The organism is Priestia sp. TRM10 (assembly GCF_057808375.1).
The window spans coordinates 634,679-655,171 of sequence record NZ_JBJZOT010000013.1 but is presented as its reverse complement, the minus strand read 5'-3'; the positions used below and the strand labels follow the sequence as shown (position 1 = coordinate 655,171).

The 20,493-nt window shown below is 33.6% G+C and carries 16 protein-coding genes; 6 read left to right on the top strand and 10 right to left on the bottom strand.

Going from position 1 to position 20,493, the window contains the following annotated elements; all coding sequences use genetic code 11:
- Positions 1 to 49: 49 nt before the first annotated feature.
- The 8 genes from ACK3CR_RS14600 to fbp form a co-directional block, all read right to left on the bottom strand.
- Positions 50 to 1,294 carry an ester cyclase gene (locus tag ACK3CR_RS14600; protein WP_488975645.1) on the bottom strand — a complete coding sequence of 415 codons (1,245 nt, stop codon included), beginning with the start codon at positions 1,292 to 1,294 and terminating at the stop codon, positions 50 to 52.
- A gap of 133 nt (positions 1,295 to 1,427) precedes the next feature.
- Positions 1,428 to 2,201 carry an HpcH/HpaI aldolase family protein gene (locus tag ACK3CR_RS14595; protein ID WP_328122882.1) on the bottom strand — a complete coding sequence of 258 codons (774 nt, stop codon included), beginning with the start codon at positions 2,199 to 2,201 and terminating at the stop codon, positions 1,428 to 1,430.
- 58 nt (positions 2,202 to 2,259) lie between these two features.
- On the bottom strand, positions 2,260 to 2,961 hold the full coding sequence (locus tag ACK3CR_RS14590; protein WP_488975644.1) for an alpha/beta fold hydrolase: 702 nt from the start codon (positions 2,959 to 2,961) through the stop codon (positions 2,260 to 2,262).
- Entirely contained in the window at positions 2,962 to 3,585 is a 624-nt protein-coding gene (locus ACK3CR_RS14585; RefSeq protein ID WP_124052087.1) for a cupin domain-containing protein, read from the bottom strand.
- A 123-nt stretch (positions 3,586 to 3,708) separates the two neighbouring features.
- Positions 3,709 to 3,894: an SDR family NAD(P)-dependent oxidoreductase gene (locus tag ACK3CR_RS14580; RefSeq protein WP_328122874.1), complete on the bottom strand. Its 186-nt coding sequence runs from the start codon at positions 3,892 to 3,894 to the stop codon at positions 3,709 to 3,711.
- A 380-nt stretch (positions 3,895 to 4,274) separates the two neighbouring features.
- Positions 4,275 to 5,291, bottom strand: a complete 1,017-nt coding sequence (locus ACK3CR_RS14575; protein ID WP_488975643.1) for a LacI family DNA-binding transcriptional regulator — start codon at positions 5,289 to 5,291, stop codon at positions 4,275 to 4,277.
- A gap of 473 nt (positions 5,292 to 5,764) precedes the next feature.
- Complete coding sequence (locus ACK3CR_RS14570) at positions 5,765 to 6,364, bottom strand: nitroreductase family protein (protein WP_488975642.1); 600 nt, start codon at positions 6,362 to 6,364, stop codon at positions 5,765 to 5,767.
- Between the two features lie 464 nt (positions 6,365 to 6,828).
- Entirely contained in the window at positions 6,829 to 8,757 is a 1,929-nt protein-coding gene (fbp, locus tag ACK3CR_RS14565; RefSeq protein WP_488975641.1) for a fructose-1,6-bisphosphatase, read from the bottom strand.
- 966 nt (positions 8,758 to 9,723) lie between these two features.
- Here fbp and ACK3CR_RS14560 point away from each other — a divergent pair.
- The 6 genes from ACK3CR_RS14560 to ACK3CR_RS14535 all read left to right on the top strand — a co-directional run bounded on the left by ACK3CR_RS14560 (position 9,724) and on the right by ACK3CR_RS14535 (position 17,720).
- Positions 9,724 to 11,370 (top strand): gamma-glutamyltransferase family protein, encoded by a 1,647-nt coding sequence (locus ACK3CR_RS14560; protein WP_430239154.1) that lies wholly within the window; start codon positions 9,724 to 9,726, stop codon positions 11,368 to 11,370.
- 594 nt (positions 11,371 to 11,964) lie between these two features.
- Positions 11,965 to 12,555, top strand: a complete 591-nt coding sequence (locus tag ACK3CR_RS14555) for a lipoprotein BA_5634 family protein (protein WP_328122867.1) — start codon at positions 11,965 to 11,967, stop codon at positions 12,553 to 12,555.
- A gap of 122 nt (positions 12,556 to 12,677) precedes the next feature.
- Positions 12,678 to 13,358, top strand: a complete 681-nt coding sequence (locus ACK3CR_RS14550) for an ABC transporter ATP-binding protein (RefSeq protein WP_328122866.1) — start codon at positions 12,678 to 12,680, stop codon at positions 13,356 to 13,358.
- Positions 13,359 to 13,372: 14 nt separating this feature from the next.
- Positions 13,373 to 15,763, top strand: a complete 2,391-nt coding sequence (locus tag ACK3CR_RS14545) for an ABC transporter permease (RefSeq protein ID WP_488975640.1) — start codon at positions 13,373 to 13,375, stop codon at positions 15,761 to 15,763.
- Positions 15,764 to 15,780: 17 nt separating this feature from the next.
- Positions 15,781 to 16,476 (top strand): response regulator transcription factor, encoded by a 696-nt coding sequence (locus tag ACK3CR_RS14540; protein WP_410915090.1) that lies wholly within the window; start codon positions 15,781 to 15,783, stop codon positions 16,474 to 16,476.
- Positions 16,449 to 17,720 carry a sensor histidine kinase gene (locus ACK3CR_RS14535; protein ID WP_410915091.1) on the top strand — a complete coding sequence of 424 codons (1,272 nt, stop codon included), beginning with the start codon at positions 16,449 to 16,451 and terminating at the stop codon, positions 17,718 to 17,720. The genes ACK3CR_RS14540 and ACK3CR_RS14535 overlap by 28 nt, the downstream gene beginning before the upstream one ends.
- 102 nt (positions 17,721 to 17,822) lie before the next feature.
- On the opposite strand, the gene ACK3CR_RS14530 is transcribed toward ACK3CR_RS14535, so the two are convergent.
- Both ACK3CR_RS14530 and ACK3CR_RS14525 read right to left on the bottom strand, forming a co-directional pair.
- Entirely contained in the window at positions 17,823 to 19,679 is a 1,857-nt protein-coding gene (locus ACK3CR_RS14530; RefSeq protein ID WP_488975637.1) for an FtsX-like permease family protein, read from the bottom strand.
- 16 nt (positions 19,680 to 19,695) lie between these two features.
- Positions 19,696 to 20,457, bottom strand: a complete 762-nt coding sequence (locus ACK3CR_RS14525; RefSeq protein WP_328122854.1) for an ABC transporter ATP-binding protein — start codon at positions 20,455 to 20,457, stop codon at positions 19,696 to 19,698.
- Positions 20,458 to 20,493 lie beyond the last annotated feature (36 nt).

The window sequence follows — 20,493 nt, the reverse complement described above, 5'->3', positions numbered from 1 at the left end:
ATAGTGTTAGTAAATAATCCGCAACTAGCACATCCGTTCCTCTACTTGTTTATGAAACACCGGTAAAATTTCCATCATCAATTAAAGATTCATCATCTTGTTCTAATTCGTTTTCATCAGGTAAGTGTATTTGGCGTAATACTTCCATTCCATCAAATAATAGCCATTCTTCTGAAATTTTCTCATTAACAATTTTATAGTGACTAATTCCCGCAATATCAATGGCTTTACCGCTAGGATTACCAAAGTATCCGGATCCTTCGTGCATCCCTTGAATTCTCCAACGGACAGCCACATCCCAGTCACTGTCAGATCCACGCCTATTACAAGTTACCCGTTCAAGAATAACCTTGGCATTCGGAACAGATGAGAAAAGGCTAATGAACATTCCTTGAATTTCGCTTACTCCAATAACATCCTTATTGCACACATAATGAACAACTGCATTTTCCTCATAATACTCTTTAACGAAATTGAAAGAGCGACGCGCCCAAACTCGATTGAAGACCAGCTGCATAAATTCTCCAATTTCAAACTCATCAGAAGATGGAGTGAAGAGTTTAGGAGGAAGCCCGGTTTCTGCTGTCTCATTTAAACCGAATCGGATGGAGGGAGCGAGCTTTTGAGTACTTTTTGCAATCTTCTTCGCTATAACAACCGGATCCAATCCCAATTGCTGCACAAGATGATAAGTATCCATTACTAGCCATTCCTCATAAATTTTATTATTTAAAATCATACAATCAGCGCTTGTCCTGAAGACCACTTTCTTTCCAGTAGCCGGACCATACAAACTGCTATCTCCTAGATGAGTTGCAACAGAACGCCCCCGATGGGATGTAAAAAAGCCTGTTTCATCGTCCCCGGACCAGATTACACTCCAGCCCAGCCCCTTTCTGTCAGGAAAAGCATGCAGCGTTTGTAACGTACCTGAGATGACTTCATTAATCCCATGACTATTAATCAAACCTTTATGAACAGAAATACTGGTACTATACGTATCATAAATAAGACCTATGTCTTTCTCCTTCCAAATTTGACGTGTGATTTTCACAATATAATCAACGATATTATTGTAAATAGGATCAAACCCATTCATTCTCTGTTTCTTTTGCTTCGTTTCTTCTATATTCATATAATCATAATCATCTTTTGTATCAAGCATATTTACATCATCCGCGTCAGCATAGTAAATGAAGTTTGCTGATTTTTTGATTGGCTGAGTCGTTATTTTAGAATCTATCTTTTTTTCTCTTGAAATAACTTCGACTGAATCTGTCTTTTTTTCTACCATAATAACCATCCTTTTTCGTTTAGAGTAATTATTTTTATAGATGTCTATCCATTTAGCTGTTGTTTACTTAAAAGTTATATTTTCCATCCATCACCTTTTTATCTTCTCTCATAATACTGAACTTCTTGTGAAATCATTTAGAAGATTGAATGGTTTTACTTGCTGAGACAACGTCAGTTAATGTGGATGTAATTAAACTATTTAACACGATACCTACGTATTGGGCTCCTTTGTTAAAAGCACCATTAGCAGCAGCAATATTACCAGCAACTGTACCAATGGGGACAGTTCGCTCTTTCCCTTTAATAAAAAGTTCGTCTATAACCTTTTGCACTTCAGGATGACTTGCCCCCTCTAATGAATATCCCATGCTAACGGATAAATCTGTTGAACCAACAAATGCTAAATCAATCCCGGGAACAGTGGCAATATCTTCAAAATTGTTAGCTGCTTCAGGTGTTTCAATATGAACAATTATCATAATATTTTCATTACATTGATCTAAATAGGGCTTTCCGCTATCTTTTCCATAACGAGCCGGTCTAATCGAATACGAGACCCCTCTATCACCATATGGTGGGAATTTTGCACGTCTAACTACTTCTAGGGCGTCTTCTTTTGTATTGACCATTGGCACCTGTACACCTTTTGCTCCACGATCTAAAGCCTTTTGAATACTAGAACGATCATATGAAACTCGAACAATTGGGACAAGACCAACTGAATCTGCCGTTCGAATAATATTTTCAAGTTCTGAAGGACTAAAAGCACCATGCTCGTCATCAATTACAACAAAATCAAAGCCTGCATAACCGAGCATTTCGACTAAAGGTGCTGAATTTATTCCTAAAAATACACCGAGAACTTGTTCCCCATGTTTTATTTTTTCTTTTACAGCATTCTTCATCGGCTTCACTCTCTTTCTACCATAAAGACTATATTCTCGCTTTCATTGTTTATCTACATTAAGAATTCAACCATCCCCTTAATAAAGCGCTTACTTTTTCAGGCTGTTCTAACGTAATTAAATGACCCGAATAATCTACAATTTCAAGCCTCGCTGTTGGGATGCTTTCTGTTAAAAATTTAGACATATGAACAGGGCATACCATATCTTCCTTTCCTACTAACACAATAGTTGGACATGCAATAGTAGAAAGAATGGAGCGTTGATCCGAACGGGTCATCACTGCCTTTAACTGATTGATATAACCATCTTTACCGATTTGTCTAGCCATATCGATAATCGTTGATACTAATGTTTCATCCTTTTTTCGATCTGGATGAATTAATATCGGTAAAAGATGGGTTATGGTAATATCTAAAAATTGGCCGTTATTTGCCATATTGATGAACCTCTCCCAAGTTGCAATTTGATCAGGATGTGGAGGGTTTGGATTTGTATCAAGCAATGCTAGCTTTATGACCCGTTCTGGTGCAAGGCGCATGATTTCAAGAGAAATAATACCACCTAGTGATAAACCGGCAAGAGCAAATTTTTCTGGTGCCTTTTCAAGTATTGAGTGTGCTAAACTTGATATAGAGTCACCTTTTGTCACCTCGCAGATGTTAACTTCAGCTATATCGGACAAGTACCTGCGTTGGTGCCCCCAAAGTCGATTATCACAAAGGGTACCAGGAATCAAAATAAGAGGTGTTTTAGCCAACTATTTTTCACCCATTTTTAGTTTATCAGCTATTTCCTTCTCAAGATCTTCAAAGTTATCTGGCTTAATCATCTTTCCAAGTTCATCTGCTTTAAAACCATATTTTGCAGCTTCTTTTATCACTTTTGGAGACCAATATGGATCTTTTCCATCAAAGACTTTATGTTGTTCAAGAACTGCAAAAATCCAAGCGTCTTCCTCACTAACATTTTCAAATCCTCTCCATAATCCTGGAGGTAATGAAATTAAATCCCATTGTTCAATTATGGTTTCACCTTCAATTTCATCTGGACCGTTTCCCCAATAAAAACGCCATTTTCCGGTGAGAGGAAGAAAGGCTTCAATATAGTCATGAGTATGATAAGCAGGACCGTTTCCTTTTGGTGCTTTTACCATCCCAATTTGAAAACCATGAGGCTCAGTAATTTCAGGTGTGAAATTATCATTCTCGCTTGCTGTGTCTCCGATTAATGTATAGTTAATACGTTGATGCCCTGGAATAATACTATCAATAAATGTTAACGGTATACCTTTTGGTTTCATTTCGTCAAAACGAACAATCCAGTTATTTTCCATTTCTTCATTTGTTACAACTTTTTTTACTTTAGGTTCTTGTACTGACATTTTAATTTCCCCTTCCAATATTTGTTGATATTTTATTTTTAAATTCATCTCAAAAAGTAAATAGAATTTATATTTTGATTAACTCACATTCTTTCTATCTCTTTTGAATACGTATTCAAAAAACTACCATACAGTCCAATCATCTTCAAACATTGACTTAGTCATCGGTGTCTCGATAAAAGTTGGTGTAATTGCATTAACACTGATTTGATGAGATGCCCACTCGATTGTGAGCGCTTTTGTTAATCGTGTAAGTCCTCCTTTACTAGATGAATATGCAGACCGTTTGTAATAACCGACAAATGCCATTTGCGAAGAAACGTTTATGATCTTACCTTTTTTTGATTAATCATAAATTGCCCTACAGTTTGACTTTACCAATACCTTGACTTCCATCCATAATTATGATCACTTTACCGCTTAAATTAAATAATCGATTGAGCTCCAACATATCACCTTTCTTTACCACGAGGTAGTGATTTTGTATTTTATATGATTTATACATTTTGTAGTAGTAAAAGTAATTTTGAATACGTATTCAAAATTACTTTTACTTATAAACGAATATAAACAATTTTCTGATTATTGTAAAGAGTAAAAATATATTTTTATGAAAAAACAACCGATTTCGTTTTTGGAGTATAAAATAAAAACAATTAAGATCCCAGACAAAATCGGTCTTTGTTACCTTAATCATTTATTGGAGCTGGTCCTGTTGTTTTGCGAACAATTATTTCCGGCTTAAGAAAAACTTGAATTGATGAAGAAGCGGTTTCCTTATTTTCAATAAGATAAATTAATTTTTCTAAGGCCGTTAAAGACATTTTGTCCATTTGTTGAGATATAGTAGTTAATCCAATAAATTCATTAGCAGCTAGTCTAATATTATCAAATCCAACAACAGATAAATCATCAGGAATTTTTAAGTTTAGACTTGAAGCCGCGTCTAAGACTGCAAGAGCCATTTGATCAGATGCAGCTATAATTGCCGTAGGTCTGTCCTTTTTTTTCAGCAATTTTTTTGTAAATGTATAAATCTTGTCATAGGAGTATTCACTATTAAATATTAAATTCTCGTCAATCTTATACCCGTTTGCTCTTAGTTCTTCTTTATAACCTACAGTTCGCTCATAAGTGGCTAAGTATTTTGAAGGCCCAGATATTTTCGCTATTTTTTTATGTCCTAACTCTATTAAATGCTGTACGGCTAGTTTTGCACCTTTTCTATTATCCATCACGATAAAATTAACGTTTTTGATATCTAGGAAACTATTATATAATAGTATCGGAAATCCATTTTCATGTAGTTTTTGTATTTTTTCAGTATAGTTTTTACTAACACTTGTAATGATTATTCCCTCAACGCGTTTACCTATCAATAAATTGATGGCCTGTTCCAAGTTTTTATCTTTATGTCCTGTATTGTATACGATTACATCATATTTTAATTCTTGGGCTCTTTGTATAATAACTTCGGCTGTTTCAGCAAAGAATGGGTTTGAAATGCTTCCTAATATTAAACCTATCGACATGGTTCTTTTTTCAACGAGACTTCTGGCAACTTCATCTCTTGTAAACCCTAACTCTTCAATTACAGCAAGAACCTTATCACGTGTATTTTTTTTAATATATGGATAGTTATTCAAAACTCTAGAAACTGTCGATTGCGAAACGCCTGCTATTCTTGCCACATCCTCTGTCGTCATTCTGTTCATCCTTAATTAATCCTTTCCCTATAAAAATAAATATGTAATTGATACTCTATGATTCATTTACTAGTCAATATTCAATTTTAATTTATAAATTTTATACCTTTATAATATATCATAATATTCGAAATTTTACTTACGGTTAAAAATAATGCTTTTTAAGCACATCCCACTACTAGTTCTGATCTGATGTAAAAACTTTAAAATACTTGCAAGTAATCTTTCAAACTTAGACATCCATGTATTAGTGCTCTAAAGCAGAATGTGATCAGATAAAAAAGGAAAATTCATTTAGTTATAGGGGATTATCACCTATCTTTTTAGATGCTAAAAATGGTTCGAACATAAATGAACCGTCCATTAATTGAACGGTTCACCTACCATTTATTTCGATCACTTTATAGCTAAACTAAATGAATGGTAATCCATGTTTTTTAACAAGAGAGATTAAATATTTAGCTATCCCTTTATTATTTATAAAGCTTTACACGATCTTCAAGAGAATTAAATTCTTTCTCACCTGGTTCTGTAGTTGGATTTCCAAAAGGCATTTGAGCAATTAATCTCCAATTAGAAGGGATATTCCATTCTTTTTTCACTTCATCATCAATAAGGGGGTTATAGTGTTGCAAAGACGCTCCTAGTCCTTCTGCTTCTAATGCAGACCATACTACTAATTGGTGCATACCTGATGCTTGATGTGACCAAAGAGGAAAGTTGTCAGCATACGAAGCGAACTGTTCCTGAAGACCTTCAATCACCTTTTCATCTTCGAAGAATAATACTGTTCCATATCCTGCTTTAAATGAGTCCATTTTCTGTTGGGTTCTAGTAAAATCTCTATCTCCCATAACTTTTCTTAAAGTCTCGGTTGTAATATTCCATAGTTTATCATGAGCTTCTCCTGTTAATACAACAAGACGTGCTGTTTGAGAGTTAAAAGCAGACGGAGTATATTTTACAGCAAATTCTACTATTTCTTTAATTCTCTCATCGGATACTTGAACATCTTTATTAATTTCATAATACGAGCGTCTTTCTTTTAAGACTGAATAAAAATCTTTTGTCATCAGATTTTTCCCCCTGGTATCATTTATTCTAAAATAAAATATCTTTAATTCAATATAATTCTATATATTGGCTGATTTAATGTCAAACATTTTTTGTAATTATTTGGTCTTAAATGTAAAAAATGAAAATTCAACATGATTAAAAGTGATTCTTAAAGACTACTTTCTTCTGCTAAAAAACATTGTGTGTAGGGCGGATTGATGAACAAATGGCTACTTTCCATACTTTTCAGAGTCATTCCGTAAACTGTTAGTTGTAGGTAGAAAATATACTTTATTTACATACCATACCTTTGAAAAAGTAAAAAAGCACAAACCCATTGAGTAGCAATGAGTTTGCGCTCTTTCTATTTCCTCAAATCTACTTTTACGGACAATTAAGCTATCATCAAAACTAAAATGAACATCCTAACTGCCCGCAAAGCTTCTATAATTTAATATGTTGTTATAATATTTTTTAGCTTTTAACTATATCGATATTCCCTGAGATCTTTCAAAATAGAAATTTCCTGTAATAATTCTCTTCCGACGTTGGTTTCTATAACTTTTTTTCGCTCTAGCTCTTTGTCCACCAATCTTTTTACTGACAAAACATCCATTCCGTTTAAAAGGATATCTTTTTTTGAATTAAAATGTTTATGAGCAACAAGCTGCATCCCATAGGAGTTATATAATAAAGTGTATCCAGCTATACCTGTTGTAGATTGATATGCTTTTGAAAAACCACCATCTATAACAATCATCTTTCCGTTCGCTTTAACTGGGTTTTCTCCTTCAATTTCTTTAACAGGTGTATGACCATTTATAATATGACCATGATCCGGATTAAGGTTAAATTCAGCTAGGATTTTCCGGCAGACTTCTTCATTTTCACGCAAATAGTAATATGGATTTTTCTTCTCTTTGTGCGTTTTCTTATCTTTAATAAAGTATCTCTCGAAAGTTGTCATCGCTCTCTTTCCAAAGAGTGATGAATATTCTCCTGTCCATAAATACCATATCATATCTGTTGCAAGGTCATCTGTCTCTTGAGGATGTGCAAAAGCATGTCGTAAATAGCGTTCAAACACATCAAGTAAATTACGTCCTGAATACGTTTTATTCTCAATCGCCATTTTTTCCATATTTCCTTCTTCATCTAAAGGAATGCAGCCGTGTATTAGTAAATTTCCGTTATATTTCAAATAAAGGCTGCCCTTCTTCATCAGAAAATTCATATGTCTGGCCAACTTTTCTGAATGCTGAACAGAAAATAATAACCCTTCTATCACTTGCTCTTCTTCCTCTAATAATTGATCCGGCTGTAGCGGATTAACCGTTACAAAACAGCCATTTTCTAGTGAATACGTTTCCCCATATATCGTTATTTCATTTTTGTCATAGTCGATTTTCTCAAGCAAAAGCCTTTCTGACATATTAAAATAAGGGCGTCTTTTAATAATAGGAGCTTCTAGTTTAAACTGAATCATCGCAATAGCTTGATGAATTTTCGTAATTTGTGATAGCTCCTGATGGGATAGTTTTTTCTCTGACTGTACTTTTGGCCTAAAGGCTGGATTGTCATCATAGTATTTATCCGCAAGATTTAATAGGGGTCTAAGATTGATTCCATATACATTTTCAATAATATCTAAATTATCGTATCTAGCACAAATACGAATAATATTAGCAAGACAAACTTTTGAACCTGCAAAAGCCCCTAGCCATAGTACATCATGATTCCCCCACTGGATATCAACGGAATGGTAATTGATTAACGTTTCCATAATTTTATCCGGTTCAGGTCCCCGATCATAAATATCCCCTACTACATGCAGATGATCCACAACCAATCTCTGTGTTGTATAAGCAAGACCTATAATAAGCTTGTCAGCTTGTTTTAAAGAAATAATTTGCTGGATAATTTTTGTATAATATTCTTCTTTATTTGCCAACTCATTTTTCTTATACAGCAGCTCTTCTATAATGTAAACAAACTGATCTGGCAATGCTTTACGTAGTTTAGAGCGCGTATATTTAGAAGAAGCATACGAAACTAGATTAATCATACGGTCAATGATTTCCGTATACCATTGATATAATTCTTCTTTATTTCTAAAGTTAGCCTTCATTAACGGTAATTTTTCTTCAGGATAATAAACTAATGTAGCAAATTCATCGATTTCTTTTTCAGATAAAACATTTTTAAAGAGGTCTTTGATTTTCTCTTTTACATTCCCCGAACCATTTCTTAACACATGTTGAAAAGCTTGATACTCTCCATGTAAATCACTGACAAAATGTTCTGTCCCCTTTGGAAGATTAAGAATAGCTTCAAGGTTAATAATTTCAGTTACTACTTTTTCTTCACAATCATACTTTTGTGCAAGTAAATCTAGATATTTTGTGTTCAAGACTATGTATCCCCTTTCAAAACTCACCATTTATTTTCTGCCTAATAGATTGAGGCTAAGTACTGATCTTATAAGATTAACTTAAGCAAAAATTATACAGTATTACTATTCTTATTGTCGTTACTTACAATAGAACCAAGAAAAAAATGTAGGATTTATTACTTCATACCTCCGAAAAAAGAGATCTATTGTCACTTGTACTTAAAGTGTATAATGAACACCGCTAAACAAAAAATATCATGCTACTATGATGACTGGATACTCCACTCTTTCCTTGAAACTTGCTCGGGAAATAAGGGGAGACTGTTTAATAATTTTATCATGAAAGGTTTAAAAAGTGCCTCCTTCGCAAATTCTTTCAACTCCTTTAATTTTAACGTTCACTCGATGAAAATCCCACTGCTTTAAAAAATATAAAAGAAAACCCTTATATTAGTTGAGTTCTTTTTATTATTTATTAGTCTTTTCAAGATTATAAACCTGATGAATATAGGACATATCTAACGTATTTCAGTAAAATATATTTTCCCTATCAAGCATAGTCTAGAAAAAGGACTCCTTTGGCTTTATAAAGGATTAATAATAATAATAAAAAACAGAGCACTAAAAAGAAAGGTTTTTATTTTGTTTTTATGCTTTTTTCAAAATAGCCCCCCCATCCCCCTATCATAAACAACTTTATCGTACTTTTATCCGGATTCAATTTATGAAATATATCTTTTCGAATCGTCCTTTCTTCTCTTCTCCTTTTTCTCTCTATCAAAAGCAAGGTACAAGTAGAGCTTGTCAGATGGCCTTTTAACCTGATTTTATACGCCATCGTTTTCTCTCCTTATCTACTCTTCTAGTATTCATACCCTAAGGATACATTATAGTGTAATAAAAATAAGAGAATACAAAATAATTATAAAGCTATAAGATGAAATGTATAATAGAAAACAAATACATAATTCAGGAGAACAAGCTATGAGAAAATATTGGAAATGGATCATACTTATTTTATTTACCTGTATTCTCATTGTATGGGGGTATGAGCGTGCAGGTCTCATTCAGTTTGGTGTGCCTTCATACGAACCATTGATGAATAACCCAAAGCCAGTTGAGAACAAAGATGATCAAGCTTTTGCGGTAAGTGCTAATCACCCACTCGCTGTTGAAGCAGGTATGGATGTGTTAAAGAAAGGAGGAAACGCTGCAGATGCAGCTGTAGCTGTTTCCTATGTACTCGCTGTTGTCGAGCCTTTTGGTTCAGGGCTTGGTGGTGGAGGTGCAGCTATTGTTTTACAAGATGAAAAAGCAATGTCTTATGATTATAAAGAAATTGCTCCATATTCCGGAGAAACTCCAGAAATTCAAGCAGGTATTCCTGGTTTTGTGAAGGGTATTGAAAAGCTTCATGAAGACTATGGCTCACTTGAGATGGACGAGCTAATGGAACCAGCCATTAAGTTAGCAAAAGAAGGTTTTGAAGCTGATCAATACTTGGTTGACCGTCTCCAAGCTGCATCTTATCGTATTTCAAAATCATCAGCATCCCCATTTTTCAATGGAGATGCTGTTATAAAAGTTGGTGAAACGATCAAGCAGCCAGAGCTTGCTGAAACGTTAGAAAAAGTAAAAGAAAACGGAGCAAAAGATTTTTACGAAGGTGAGATGGCAACCGAGTTAGCTCAAGCGCTAGGCGTGAAAAAAAGGGATTTTCGCAAATATGAGGTGGAAAAAGAACCTCCTGTAGAATCAACGGTGTTTGGGTACCGGGTTTTGAGTTCACCGCCACCTTTAGGAGGAACAACTCTTGAGCAAATTTTAAAATTAGCTGAGGCGTTTGATTTCAACAATATCGAACCAGATCAGGCTGATTTCCCTCATGCTTTAGGAGAATTTATCAAAGTAGCCTATGAGAAACGATTAGATACGGTTGCAGATCCACGTTATTTTTCAGAAGATATGGACAAACTTGTGAGGGATTCATACATTGAATCCTTAGAAGAAGAGCTTGATCTTTCTGATTTGCCAAGTGATGTTTTATTGGAAGATTCAACAGCAGATAAAGAAGGCTATGATAATACAACTCACTTCGTCATTACTGACCGAGAAGGCACAATGATTTCAGCTACACACTCACTTGGAAACTTTTTTGGTTCAGGTACAATGATTAATGGAATGTTTATAAACAATTCGCTTAGCCATTTTTCAACAAATGAAAACTCCCTAAACAAAAAAGAACCAGGCAAACGTCCAAGAAGTCATTCGGCTCCAATGATTTTAGCCAGTGATGAGAAGATAATTGGCATTGGTTCACCAGGAGGAAAACGAATTCCGATGATTTTATCTCAAGTATTACTTCGTCACATTGTTTATGGGGAAGATCTACAGGAAGCAATTGATGCACCGAGATTTATTATAGAAGGAAACAAAATATATGTTGAAGAAACAATGTCAGATGATAGCATCGGGGAACTTTCACAAAGAGGCTATGATGTGTATATAAAAGACAATCCATTTTTTTATGGAGGCGTCCAAGCACTTGTTGTTGATGAAGAAAATAACCAAATTTACGGAGGTGCAGATAGGAGAAGAATCGGAACATGGGATGCTAAAAATGAACATTAATAAATGAATTATACGTATTGTTTTTTATTATTAGTTGGTGTAGGATTAGTCTCTTATTTAGGCATACTCGGTTTAAAAAGCACTTATGACACTTTACTACTGAATCTTCTGTTTTCAAACGATTAGGGCAAGTTGAAGACATTACAGATGTAGCCGCGTTTCTTGCTTCTTCGGATAACCGCTGGTTAAAAGGACAAGTGTGAGATGTTTATGATAGTTGTAGAGGTAGAAATCTAATTTATATAATTTTAATTATCGAATTTAAGGGTTAACTCCCCTTCTTATATTTAATAACTTGTTATCGTATAAATAATTAATTTTAAAGAATAAAAAGTGAACTTTCCTAAACGGAGAAGTTCACTTTTTTAATTCTGTCTTACAGAATTGTAAGACAGCTGTCATCTAGATAGATAGGTAGGAATTAGTTTATCTTCTACAATTGAATTAACCGCAAGATAATAAATGATTTAGTTATTATAGAAGTTTTGAGTGATGAAACAAAAGCGGTATATGGATTGAGTCATTTAAATGAAAAGAAACATTTCATTTAAATTGAATGCTTTCAATATAAAAACCCAAAAGGAGATTTAAGAAATGAAAAGATTATTAAGTGTTTGTGCTACAGCCATTGTTGTAGGATCATTAATGACTGGGTGTAGTGCTGCCAAAGATGCGTTTCAAAAGGCTAACGGAGTAATTGTATATGGAAATCAACAGCAAATTAGCGATGCTTTAAATCAAGATAAGAAAGATATTAAGGAAAAGGATGAATATACAATTAAGGTTGCTGAAGATGGAAAGCAAGATATGATGATTTTAGATAAAACAACTGCAAAAGCTCTCGTCGAAAAAAAACTACTTAAAGAAGTAACAAAAGATAATGATACTGAAGCTATTACATCATTACCGAAAGTGACAAAGGATACCAGTGCACTTTTTGCAAAACAAGAAGTTAAAGAAATGAATCTTGCTGGCCAAAACTCAAAAATAATATATGAAGGGAATAAAATTATAGGAGACGGAAGAAGCTACGTTGATGAGTTTTTAATTGTAGATGACTCTCAGTTTGCTGCAATTAAGGGAACGGAAAAGAAAATGGCTGTTATAAAATATGATAAAAATCCTGATAAAAAACTAAGCGAATTCGATGTGGATGAAGTTCAACTAGTTAAAGTAGGAGAATAAAAATGTTCAGGTCTGCCCTATAAAACGAGCAGGCCTGTTTTCTCTTTCAGCAGTTAGAATAGAAAAACATTTAAGTATAGTATACTAAACCTAAATTAATACGTAGGAAGGCGGAGAACAAGTTGGAGGTTATTCGATTAGAGAATGTTAGCAAAGTATATGGAAAAGGAAAAAATGCGGTTACGGCTTTAAATACAATCAATTTAAACGTTCAGTCAGGAGAGTTTGTTGCAATTGTTGGTTCATCAGGTTCTGGGAAAAGTACCCTACTTCATACAATTGGTGGTCTTAATGCCCCTACAGAAGGCAAAGTTAAAATAGAAGGTGAATTCATGTACTCTTTATCAGATGAAGCCCTTTCTATTCTACGCCGTCGAAAAATTGGTTTTATCTTTCAATCCTTTAACCTCGTACCTATTCTGAATGTTGAAGAAAATATACAGTTACCAGTGTTGCTTGATCATCAGAAAGTGGATCATGCTTATTATGATGAGATTATCAATTATTTAGGTATAAAAGATAAAATTTATGCATCACCACCAAATCTTTCTGGAGGACAGCAACAAAGAGTGGCAATTGCTAGAGCTTTAATACATAGACCTTCTTATATATTGGCTGATGAACCTACTGGAAATTTAGATAGTCAGACAAGCAATGATGTGATAAATCTTCTCCAATTAACTGCAAAGAAATATAAACAAACTTTGCTTATCATTACGCACGATATGAAGATAGCTGAAAGAGCTAATCGAATTATACAAATAGAAGATGGTTCTATACAAAAAGATATGTCTTATCATTAAGGGGCTTAATAGAAATGCTAATTCATCAAATGTTAACAAAAAAGTATTTATTGCATCATAAAAAAAGAACCTTACTTACGTTATTAGGAATTATCTTATCTATTGCACTTATTACTTCAATCGGAACATTCTTAATTAGCTATCAGCAATATTCTCTTGAAAAAACGAGAACTGAGTATGGTTCTTATCATATAAAAATAGAGCATGTTAATATTCAAGAGGCTAAACGTTTACAGGCAAACCCACAAGTTGAAAAAGTTGGTTTATCCTCTCAACAAACTCTATTTTTTAACGATAAAAGTAAATTTCAACTTAAATCAATTGACATGCAAGCCTATTCTATGTTGCCTTTCCATACTATTCATAAACAAAAGAATAATGGCCTAATTATGGAAGAATGGGCAGCAGCCAAATATAAAAAGGAAGGAAATATAAAAAAACCTATAAACCTTATGGATGCTTCTGGATTAGAACATTCTTTTTATATACAAGAGATTGTAGAAAATAATCAAATTCTTCGAGAAGATCAAGATTTTCAAGCATTTAATGTTCATAAAGCAATCCAAAAGACCAATGATATGGAAGTTTACGTTAAATTAGACCAACAGGCAAACTTTCATGAAGTATACAACCATGTTTTAACTTATATTCCTAAAAAAAATATTGAACTAAATTATCGATTAATTGATCTTGAATATTGGAATAACACTGGAGATGGAAATGGTAATGCGTTTAAATCTGTAATTTATATTTTGCCAACTGTCATTGTTGTTATTGCAACGATAGCTTTTATTTTCAATACTTTTCAAATTAGTGTTTTAGAACGAATTCGTCATATAGGTTTATTAAAAACAGTAGGTGCTACAAAACGACAAATTCAAAAAATGATTGTATACGAAATGGCTCTTTTTGGGGTAATCGGCATACCGATTGGTCTCCTATTAGGTGTTTTAGGATTTTGGGCTATTTTAAGCGCTTATCAGTTCATTTTTGAAGAAAATGAACTTTCATTATTTTATTTTAAGATTATTTTGTCTCCTACTGTTTTTATTTTAAGTAGTTTGATCGGATTATTATCCCTTATCATTTCAGGATTAATCCCATTAAAAATTGCAAGCAGAATATCTCCATTAGGTACTATAAAATCTCCCATTAATCGTAATACTTTTAAAATTAAAAAGATAAATACATTTATGCAAAAGTGGATAAGTATTGAAACTATTATGGCAGTAAGAAATATTAGACGTAACAAGTTAAGATCTCTTATTATCATATTTTCTCTATCCTTCAGCGTCTTTCTATTTACTACTTTTTCAATTTTTTCTACTGAATTACTCGATATGGAGTTAAAGGAAAAAACAGATGGAGAGTTTCAACTTAATTTTTATGAACCAGAGCGGTTACCTACTTCCCTGTGGAGAGATTTAGAAAATATTTCAGAGATTCAAGAAAAGTACATTCATTATGAAAGTTCCCCTGCTCAAATGTTACTCCCATCGTTGGCTTCAGATAAAACGAAAGTAAAAGGAAATCAGGCTGGAGATTTAGATAGAAAGTCGTTCTCCTCTATAAATTTAACAATTACCCCTCTTACTGATGAAAATAACACGTTTTTGATGAAGAAGCTTATAGATGGTTCATTAAATAAGAAAAAGTTAATTCAAGAGCAAGGAGTCATTTACATTCAAGCAGATAATAGTAAATATTCAGTTCAAGTTGGGGATGAAGTTTACGTTCGACTTCAAACTAATGACACAGATCGTTTAAGTGATGTGAAAAAGGTAAAAATATCAGGAATAGTTAAGCTCAATCAATTCGAGAACAAAATTATGGCTTATCCTGAAGTCCTTTCTTTTATAAATAATCAAAAGGTAAATCGCATTTCACTTTTCTTAAATAGTAATAACAATGAAAAAAAGGTGGAAAAAAGATTAAATAAATTAGCAGTTCAATATCCTAATATCGATATTATTAATGAATTGAAAATTCAGCGCAATTTATCATCTTTGTATTTACAGATACAAATATTGCTCTATGGATTCCTCATTGTAATTGGCTTTATAGCAGTATTAAATGTCTTTAACACTACCTTTATGAATATCATTCTGCGTAAAAGTGAATATGCGACTTTACAAGCCATCGGAATGTCTATAAAAAGCATGAGAAGGATGATTACAACAGAAGGAGTACTCTATGGGATTATAAGCGTTATGATAGGGAGTACTGTAGCAAAAGTTGCAGAAATTTTACTGTTTTTAAGTAGTGGAAATCCACAAGAGACAGGACATTTAAAACTATATATTACTTCTTCGTTTGGGATTTTAATCATTTGTTATATCTCAGCAAGAGTTTCGTCACGAATACTCAAAAAGATCCCATGGAAGGATACATTGCGAAATGAATAAGAAACGGAGAGAGAAATATGACACGAATACTATTATTAGAAGATGATGCCTCACTCGCATTGGGGCTGGATTTTTCATTAAATGAAGAAGGATATGATGTTACGCATGTAGAGTTGGTTCAAGAGTGTAAGGAAGTCTTTGAGAAAGAGGAGTCATTCGATTTAGCTCTTCTTGATGTTACACTTCCAGATGGAAATGGTTATGAAATGTGTAAATATATTCGGGAGCAGTCTGATATCCCTATCATCTTTCTTACCGCGATGGATGATGAAGTAAATGTTGTACTTGGTCTAGATATTGGAGGCGATGATTATATTACAAAGCCTTTTAGAGTACGAGAACTACTTTCACGTATTCGAGCCGTACTAAGAAGAAAAGGAAAAACTGATTCTGGTCATCTTTTAAAAAGCGGTTCAATTACTCTTGATATAGAACGTGCGCTATTGAAAAAAGATCGCGAAGAAATTCCCCTTTCCGCTCAAGAGTATAAGTTATTGCTAATATTGATGAACAACCCAGAAAAAATATTAAGTAGGGAAAAAATCTTTGATTTACTTCTAGAAGGCGGAGGAGGATTTTTCGAAAATAATACATTATCGGTTTATATTAAAAGATTACGTGAGAAAATTGAGGACGAGATTGCTTATCCAGAGTATATTTTGACACATCGGGGGCTCGGGTATAAATGGAACAAACGAGTAATAAGAGAATAAGTTTCTTTGATTTATGGCAAAATCCTGAGATCAAAAGTATGCGGAGGTTTTTCCTTATTTTTTCCCTTCTGTTTACTGTCATTATTGGGTATGGAACCTACTTTTTTGGCCAGCAGTTTAAAAATGAATATGTAGAGTCAAACGCTGCTATTACAGGTGCACTATTGAAACAACATCCAGAGCTTCAAGAAGATTTAATGGTCCTCCTTACGAAAGATGTGAGCGAGGATGACAAAAGGATAGGAATGAATATTCTACACGAACACGGAATTTCATCCGATCTTCCCATAGTTTTCTTCCCAAAATTAAATGAGTTTTTTAACACGCTCATGATTTGTGCTATTTTCATTTTCCTATTATTTTTTGGTTGTTTAATAGGGATACACTACTGGTTCTCAAAAAGAATATATACTAAAATTCGCGGGCTAACAACCTATGCTGATCAAGTATTAGAAGGAAAATCTATTTCATCACTTCCTGAAATTCGAGAAGGCGACATTTCAAAACTTTTACATAGTTTTAATCGGATGCGTGTCGTAATCCAAGAAAACATTGCTGAGTTGAAGAAGGAAAAACGTTTTCTTGTAAATTTAATGTCAGATATTTCTCACCAATTGAAGACCCCTTTGGCCGCTTTAACAATGTATAACGACATTATGACCGAAAAAGAGCTGTCAAAAGATCAGCAATCTATGTTTTTAGAACAAGGAAAGCAACAGCTAGAACGAATGAATTGGCTTATACAGAGCCTTTTAAAGCTCGCCAAGTTAGATGTCGGTGCTATTCAATTTCAGAAAAAGAATGACTCCCTTGTTCGCACAATTGAAGGAAGTGTAAACATTTTAAAAGAACTTGCAATACAAAAAGGAGTTCAAGTAACAGTTTTAGAAGCACAAGATTATAATTTGAAACACGACTCAGATTGGATGACCGAAGCATTAGTGAATGTCATTAAAAATGCTATCGAGCATACTCCAACAGGTAAAAATGTTTCAATTATGTTAGAAGAGAGTGATACTTTATGTAAGATACATATCCGTGATCAAGGAAACGGCATAGAACGGGATGAAATACGAAATATTTTCAAAAGGTTTTATCAAGGAAAGAAAAATAAAAAATCTGGATCTGTGGGCATTGGTCTCTCGTTAAGCAAGGCAATCGTTGAAGGACATAATGGAATTATTCAAGTTCAAAGTCAAATAGGTGTAGGAACAACTTTCACGTTTGTTTTTTCGAAAACCTAAAACTTGTCGTAAACAAGAACAAAAGGAAACAGAAAAAAGCAGGGATAACAAATAAGATTAATTTATCCCTGCTTTTAATTTAATGAAGCTAATTAGCCCATTTCATTCTTCAATTCTCTTCGGAAGAACAATCCCTTTATATAATTGAACAGTAATCAAGTAATATACAGCATATATAATTAGGAAAATAACAATTGGAAGCCAAACATGGAAGTAAGGATTAATTAAAATAAACGAGAAAATATTCATTCCAATCAATACATGTGCAATTCCAATAAGAGCTGGAAATAAGAAAACTAAAAATATCTCCCTATATATGGACTTCGTTAACAATTCCTGGCGCACTCCGATTTTTCGAAGCATTTGATAACGCATAATATCTTTTGATGCACCTGAAAGAATCTTAAACATTAAACAGCTTGCCATCATGGCTAAGAAGGCAATTCCTAAAAAGAAACCCATAAACACTGTCCCACTTGAAACGCCATAAAACATCTCATAAGTTGAGTATTTACTTCTCAGTTGCTCAGCATCTATATTTTGATATTTATGGAGTTGTAAATCATCAAGTTTCTTCCATTGTTCTTTATAAGATTCAAAATCTCCTGTATTTCCGATGAAAACACTACCTTCTTTTCCTTGAATCTTTCTATAAATGTTCTCATCTACGATTTTAATGTTGTGATCTGGATGTACATAATAAGGTTCAATCCCATTGAGAGCTTCTTGCCATTTGGTTGGAATTTGGACAGAACTGTTACTCTTTTCAATACTATCTTCTAACACCGACCTTGCTGGAAGGTTTTCAGAAACCGGCTTAAATTCATTAAAACCTTCTCTACCTTCCTTGCTATGCACTAAAGGACGATTGTTTTCTAAATCTTCTTTTAGATAATAGACATACTTATCATCTGTTTTATAACGATATTGATTCTTTTGTTTAAATGTAATCTGACTTAAAATTTTATTTTCTTGTGCTGTTGGGTTATGTGTGACAACATCATATATTTCCGAACCATTTGCCATAAGCAAAACATTATTTTTAAATGCCAGCCCAGCCGAAATCGCTCCCGCTCCAAGAGCAACTAACATGGCTACAGTTGCTAATACTTTTGTTAAACTATTAATACGAAAATTCAGCTGAGCAAATGTAAAAGTATTTATCCCCTTTTCTCTTAGCTTTTTATTGTTCTTCAGCTTTTTAACAATGAAAGGAAGAAGGGAGATAAAAAGCAAATACGTTCCCGAAGTAGTAGCAATTAATGCAATGATGATTCCCATTTCTTTAAGTACATCCATCTTAATCATAGAAGTGTAACCAATAGCTAATAAAATAAATGCTAGAAATGATCCAATAGCATTCTTCTTTCCTTTCATATAAACACGTTCTACTTGCATTTCTGAATGAACAAGTTGGAGTACAGTTACACGTGAAAGTTTTATACTATTCATCATAGCTGATAAGGTAAACATGATAAGGAAAAAGATACTTGTTATAGTCATAGATGGGATATAAAATGCATGATATCCCCCTCCGGTAAATTCCAGCTGTTTCATGAGTAGTTGACCAATTCCTTGTGCAAGACCAATGCCTAAGACAATTCCAATGAGAAGAGAGACAACTCCTAAAACGATGGTTTCAATAAACATAAGTATTGTAATTTTATATTTTTTGGCCCCTAACATCATATACATTCCAAACTCCTTTTGCCGTAACGACAGCAAGAATGAGTTGGCGTATAAAATATAGAAGAACGTAATAACTGCTAATAAAAATGAGCCGGCATGAAAAACGAATCCAATAGACTGAATGATAGAATTCCCTTCAATAAAAGCTTTATTCAATGCTAATGTTTGAAATAAATAAAATATCGAAATAGACATTACAAGTCCAGCTAGTAACACAATGTAATCTTTTAGTTTACTTTTCGTCCCGGACATGGAAAGCTTAAATAACATGTTTGAACCTTCTTTCTTATGCTTTGTGTGTTCCTATATTAGCTAACACATCTAAAATTTCTTTATAGAATACTTCACGTGAAGCAGTCCGATGGATTTCTTTATACAATTCACCATCTTGTATAAACAAAATACGTTTACAGTAACTTGCACTAAACGGATCATGTGTAACCATCAAAATGGAAACGTCTTGATCTTCATTTAAATTTGCCATTGCTTCTAATAAACTCGTGGCATTTTTAGAGTCAAGGGCTCCAGTTGGCTCATCTCCTAGGATGAGAGCTGGTTCATGAACAAGTGCCCTTGCAGCTGCAGCACGCTGTTTTTGTCCACCAGAAATCTCTGAAGGATACTTTTTTAAAATTACTGAAATCCCTAGCATTTCAGCAACTTTTTCGACTTTAGGGCCAATGTGACGAGAAGCAACACCTTGTAAAGAAAGAGGCAATGCAATATTTTCATATATAGATAGATTATCTAATAGATTAAAGTCTTGAAAAATAAATCCGAGTCTTTGAGAGCGGAAATCAGATAGCTCCCCTTGCTTCATTTGTGTAATATCTTTTCCTTCGATTTGAATACTGCCATCTGTAACTTGATCCAATGTCGAGATTACATTTAACAATGTAGTTTTTCCAGAACCAGAAGGACCCATAATTCCAACAAATTCACCTTCTTGAATCGAGAATGACACGCCTTTTAAGGCTTGGAATTGATTTTCACCTTTTTTACCATATACTTTTTTGGCATTTTTCACGTCTACAACTGATGCTTTCATTTTTTATCCTCCGATTTTCCTTTTTATTTAGCTATC

What these genes read in the sequence shown, in the direction of transcription:
- ACK3CR_RS14540 (WP_410915090.1), top strand. Translation starts at nt 15,781, where the DNA reads ATGACACGAATACTATTATTAGAAGATGATGCCTCACTCGCATTGGGG.
- ACK3CR_RS14570 (WP_488975642.1), bottom strand. Translation starts at nt 6,364, where the DNA reads ATGACAAAAGATTTTTATTCAGTCTTAAAAGAAAGACGCTCGTATTAT.
- ACK3CR_RS14530 (WP_488975637.1), bottom strand. Translation starts at nt 19,679, where the DNA reads ATGTTATTTAAGCTTTCCATGTCCGGGACGAAAAGTAAACTAAAAGAT.
- ACK3CR_RS14555 (WP_328122867.1), top strand. Translation starts at nt 11,965, where the DNA reads ATGAAAAGATTATTAAGTGTTTGTGCTACAGCCATTGTTGTAGGATCA.
- ACK3CR_RS14600 (WP_488975645.1), bottom strand. Translation starts at nt 1,294, where the DNA reads ATGGTAGAAAAAAAGACAGATTCAGTCGAAGTTATTTCAAGAGAAAAA.
- ACK3CR_RS14525 (WP_328122854.1), bottom strand. Translation starts at nt 20,457, where the DNA reads ATGAAAGCATCAGTTGTAGACGTGAAAAATGCCAAAAAAGTATATGGT.
- ACK3CR_RS14575 (WP_488975643.1), bottom strand. Translation starts at nt 5,291, where the DNA reads ATGACGACAGAGGATGTGGCAAGAATAGCAGGCGTTTCGCAATCGACA.
- ACK3CR_RS14595 (WP_328122882.1), bottom strand. Translation starts at nt 2,201, where the DNA reads ATGAAGAATGCTGTAAAAGAAAAAATAAAACATGGGGAACAAGTTCTC.
- ACK3CR_RS14585 (WP_124052087.1), bottom strand. Translation starts at nt 3,585, where the DNA reads ATGTCAGTACAAGAACCTAAAGTAAAAAAAGTTGTAACAAATGAAGAA.
- ACK3CR_RS14580 (WP_328122874.1), bottom strand. Translation starts at nt 3,894, where the DNA reads ATGGCATTTGTCGGTTATTACAAACGGTCTGCATATTCATCTAGTAAA.
- ACK3CR_RS14545 (WP_488975640.1), top strand. Translation starts at nt 13,373, where the DNA reads ATGCTAATTCATCAAATGTTAACAAAAAAGTATTTATTGCATCATAAA.
- ACK3CR_RS14535 (WP_410915091.1), top strand. Translation starts at nt 16,449, where the DNA reads ATGGAACAAACGAGTAATAAGAGAATAAGTTTCTTTGATTTATGGCAA.
- ACK3CR_RS14560 (WP_430239154.1), top strand. Translation starts at nt 9,724, where the DNA reads ATGAGAAAATATTGGAAATGGATCATACTTATTTTATTTACCTGTATT.